4 protein-coding genes are annotated in these 4,430 nt (G+C 71.3%); 1 reads left to right on the top strand and 3 read right to left on the bottom strand.

The window, feature by feature from the left end; genetic code table 11:
• Window positions 1-755 (bottom strand): hypothetical protein (locus KBB57_RS19835; RefSeq protein WP_290754076.1); only part of this gene is annotated, 755 nt, incomplete at its 3' end.
• A gap of 288 nt (window positions 756-1,043) precedes the next feature.
• Between KBB57_RS19835 and KBB57_RS19830 the strand changes: the two genes are divergently transcribed.
• Window positions 1,044-2,810, top strand: coding sequence for a hypothetical protein (locus tag KBB57_RS19830; protein ID WP_290754074.1), 1,767 nt, complete (start codon window positions 1,044-1,046; stop codon window positions 2,808-2,810).
• On the opposite strand, the gene KBB57_RS19825 is transcribed toward KBB57_RS19830, so the two are convergent.
• Both KBB57_RS19825 and KBB57_RS19820 read right to left on the bottom strand, forming a co-directional pair.
• Entirely contained in the window at window positions 2,735-3,778 is a 1,044-nt protein-coding gene (locus tag KBB57_RS19825; protein WP_290754072.1) for an HTTM domain-containing protein, read from the bottom strand. The two genes, KBB57_RS19830 and KBB57_RS19825, sit on opposite strands and share 76 nt — an antisense overlap.
• Window positions 3,775-4,269, bottom strand: a complete 495-nt coding sequence (locus tag KBB57_RS19820; protein WP_290754070.1) for a hypothetical protein — start codon at window positions 4,267-4,269, stop codon at window positions 3,775-3,777. The genes KBB57_RS19825 and KBB57_RS19820 overlap by 4 nt, the downstream gene beginning before the upstream one ends.
• Between the last annotated feature and the right edge of the window lie 161 nt (window positions 4,270-4,430).

Here is a 4,430-nt window from a genome sequence, read left to right as displayed (position 1 = left end):
TGATCGAAGGCGAGGACCCGGACCTTGACGAACTTCGCGGGCTGGCCGCTCTTGTTGTGGACCTTGCCGGCGTACTTCCAGCCGAGGAACTCGTGCCGGCGCGGCGCCTCGGCCTCGAGCTCCAGGCCCTCGATCTCGGCGGGCAAGTAGGAGGGGCGCTTGGCCGACACCTCGAAGGCGATCCGCGCATGGTCCGCGGGCGGGTCGGTGACCAGGATGACGCTCGGGACCCGGGCGTCGGCCGCGATCACGTCGTCCTCGGTATATCCGCTGCCCTGGCCGATCTCCTTGCCGTCCTTGTCGTAGAAGACCGCGATGACCTTGCTCTTGCCGAGGGTGAAGGGCGAGGTGTTATGAAAGTACCCGTAGATCCACAGCGCGTTGGTGCTCGAGGTCTGCAGCGTCTCGAGCGTGAATTCGCCGCTCGCCGGCGCGGTCTCCTCGGGGGCCACCGGGACGCTGACCGGAGCGTTATTGGCCGGCCCGGCCACCACGCTGACCGAGGAGCCGTCGGCCGCGCTGGCCACGGCGGAGCCGCGCTGCGGCGCGACGCGGGACGAGCCCTTCGAGCCGGCGAATGACATCGCCAACACGATCCCGAGCCCGACCAGGACGACGACGCCGGCCACGAGCCCGGACCCGCGGGCCTTCGCGGGCGCGGCCGCAGCCGGCGCGACCGCCTGCGGCGTGCCCCGCGAGATCTGGTAGCGCACGCCGCAGTAGACGCAGGTGTGCAGGCCGTTCGGGGCGGCCATGGAGGTATCGGCCGCCCCGCAGCCAGGACATCGGATCGCGCTCGCGTTCATCGCGGGGCCGATGGTACCAGACCGGGGCGGCTCGCGCCTCGCCGCCCGTCCACGGCCGCTCGCCACTGCCCCGCGCCCGCGAGCGCAGGTCCGAAACCGGAGGGACCCCCCGCGAGGACCCCCCCACGATATAGTGTCGCGATGAAGCTTCATGCATTCGTGATGACCCTGGGCGTGTGTGCCGCGTGCGACGTGGAGGACCCTGTCGAGGTCGCGGCCCGTGACAAGGAGCTGCCGGTGGACCCGAAGGACGCCGACAAGCCGCCGCCGGTGGACCCGGAGGACGCCGACAAGCCGCCGCCGGTGGACCCGGAGGACGCCGACAAGCCGCCGCCGCAGTTCTGCTCCGAGGCGGCGTTCGAGGCCAAGATGGTGTTCGGCCCCGGCCATCAGTTCGTCAGCGGCTTCGGCGACCTCCCGTACAACGCCGCCACCTGCGAGGCGCTGGCGAGCGACGGCGACGGCGATCACGTCATCGACGGCCAGGCGGTCTGCGATCAGCGGGCCCACTCGAGTCAGGGCCTGCCGCCCGGCGCCACCCACTTCGTCACCTACCAGCAGGGCGAGTCGACGCAATGCGGCTGCACCTGCGGCGAGCGCTCGGCCTGCGATCAGCCCGCCAAGTACACCGATTACGACGCCATCGGCGCCGGTACCTTCGCCGACCCGCACGAGATCTACACCGCCGCCCAGCTGCGCGACATCGCCGGCGACCCCGACGCCTGGCATCGCAGCTACGTGCAATGTCTCGACATCAACCTCGCGCCGCACTACTCGCCGCTGCGCCCCTACTTCATGATCCCGGAGTTCAGCGGCGACTACGACGGCCAGGGCCGGGCGATCCGCGGCTTCACCTACGACTCGGCCGGCCCCTACTACGCCCCACCAGCCGCCACGGAGCACTTCGTCGGCCTGTTCGGCTACCTCAGCGGCCGCGTCAGCCGCCTCTCCCTCACCGACGCCTTCGTCTCCATGCTCGACGAGGACGAGTACCTGAACCTCGGCGTGCTCTCCGGCCAGGCCGCCTTCGCCGACGTCTGGAAGCTCAACGTCGACGGCCGCGTCGAGGCCTACAAGTGGAACGCCACGGTCGGCGGCGTCTCGGCGTACATCTACGGCGGTCGCTACACCGATATCACGGTCGACATGAGCCTCGCCGGCCTGGTCGCGGGCGGCATCGCCTACTCCGCCGGCGGCCTCCACGACGCGCACTTCGAGCGCATCCGGTCGACCGTGGACATCGAGGCCGGCTACTACGGCGGCGGCATCGCGGGCACCGCTCGCGGCCACGTGCGCGACTCCCGGGTCGACGGCACGATCCACGCCTACGACGCGGCCGGGGCGATCTTGCAGTACACCGGCTCGCTGCGCGGCGTCGCCAGCGACGTCGACATCGTCGCCCGCTTCAGCGCCGGCGGCCTCGTTAACATCTGCCAGAACTGCGACGTCGCGAACACGCGGGCGTCGGGCTCGATCACCGCGCCCGAGGCCGGCGGCCTGATCAACCTGCTTTTGGCGTACACCGGTCCCTCGTCCGTCGTCGACAGCTACGCGAGCGGCGCCATCACCGGCGACGACTCCCTCGGCCACAACACCCTCGGCGGGCTCATCGGCGTGATCGACACCGACGGCGGTTTCACCGTCGCGCGCTGCTACAGCAGCGGCGACGTCAGCGGCATCTCGACCTACGGGTCCGTCGGCGGCGCGGTGGCGTACGCCGCGAACGCCGAGATCCTCGACGTGTTCTCCACCGGGGCCGCGACCGGCCCGAACGCGCTGCCCTTCGGCCTCGCCGGCAGCATCGGCAGCCCCGCGCCGATCGACCCGAGCAACCGCTATGACAGCGACGTGAACCCGATCGTCCCCGATCAGGGCACGCCCGTCAGCGGCGCGACCGGCGTGTTCTCCGACCCCAACACGCACTTCGGCTACGACTGGCCCGTCGGCGCCGGCGGCTGGACCTTCACCCCCGGCCAGCTCCCGACCCTCACCGACCTGCCCTGAACAGGGGGGCGCGTCGGCGTCCCCCGACGCGCCCCGCTGCGCCCACCCGCCTCCGGCTCGGCGCTCACGCCGAACATCGCCACGGTGAGCACGATCATCAGGGCGCCGAACACGTGGAGGCCCATGAACACCACGATCCCGGCGTGTAACCCCACGACCGCCGCGATCCACGGCCGCCGCGTCCGCCGCGGCCATATGCACACCGGGTAGCCGATCTCGATGACCAGCACCAGCCAGCCCACGATCGCCGCGAGCGCGGGACAGTGCGCGAGCCAGGTGAAGTCGAACAATTGATAGCCGTGCACCATCAGCGAGCGCCAGATCGCCTCGCCGGTCCACCACTGCTCCCCGAGCGCCTTCTGCACGCCAGAGAAGAGATAGGCGATACACAGGTGGACCTGCATCACCCGCAGGGCGAGCCGGTTCGTCGCGCTCGGCGCGTCGGCGGTCCGCCCGCTCCGGTGATCGAGCGAGGAGGCGGCGCCGAGCGGCGCGAACATCGAGTAGAACAGGAAGATATTGGCGAAGTCATCGGCGCCATAGGTCGTATAGGGCGCGAGCATCATGAAGAACAGGTGCAGGAGCCACGCGGCGACCGTGACGAACCGGGTCCTCCAGCCGAGCAGCAGGCCGAGCAGGCTGCCGAGATAGAGGACGCCGCAGGTGGAGAGGACCGCCGACTCGGCGACGCCCCGCCCGGCCAGCGCGCTCAGGACCCGCCCGAGCGCGGGCAGATGGTTCGGGCCGAAGCTGTCCATCAGCGAGCCGCGGAGGAGCCCCTCGTGGTGGTAGAGCGCGTGAAAGACCGGGGCGATCTGGAGCGCCTGCGCGAGCAGGACCGCGGCGAGGCCGATCCGCAGGACGGCGAACGGTGCCGCCCGCGCGGGCGCGAAGCAGAAGCGCTCGATCCCCCGAAGGACGCGCTCGACGACCGCGGGCGACTGCGTCGGCGCATCAGCCGGCGTCATCGCGGGCCCCCCGTCGCCGCGGCCGGCCGGACCACCCGCGCGCGAAAGATGGACCTCCATCCGGAAGCCGCGCCGCGCCGGATGTCGCCCATCGTCGGCAGTCGTCGATACCCGACGTCGACCAGCACCGCCTCGGCCTCGGGGTGCCGCGCGAACATCGTCGCCGCCCATGACACCGCGATCCGTCGCCGCCGCGCGTCGTCGGCCCGGCGATGCATGAACACCTCGACGAGGTCTCCGACGCGGATGTCCGCCTCCCGGCTCACACGGGTCTCGAGCGTGTCGGCGACCCGGTCCCCGGCCCCGTCCACGACCGTGAATTCGGCCCGCGGCGGCGTCCCGACCGCGGGCGCAAAATATGAGTAACCGGCGTCGAGACCCGAGAGCGCGCGGTAGTAGGTCAAGACCCGCCCGATCGGCCCCGCCTCCCACAGACACAGGCCCAGCGCGCCGCTCACCGCCAGCCCGAGGTGCCCCGTCACGGCCGCCAATAGCAGTAACATTCGCCTCCGCGTCATTCGCCCCAGCCGCCGTCGTCCTCACCGTGCCAACCGTGCCAGCCGCCGTCGTCCTCGCCGTGCCAGCCGTTCTATCCGCCGTCCTCCCCCCCGTGCCCGTCACCCTAGGCCTTCCCATGGCCGCCGTGCCTCTC

This window comes from Amaricoccus sp., assembly GCF_017993425.1.
Taxonomy (GTDB): Bacteria; Pseudomonadota; Alphaproteobacteria; order Rhodobacterales; family Rhodobacteraceae; genus Amaricoccus.
Note: the sequence above shows the minus strand (reverse complement) of the source record. Positions and strands in the feature narration are given on the sequence as shown.

Coding starts and splice junctions, on each gene's coding strand:
- KBB57_RS19825 (WP_290754072.1), bottom strand. CDS start 3,778: ATGACGCCGGCTGATGCGCCGACGCAGTCGCCCGCGGTCGTCGAGCGC.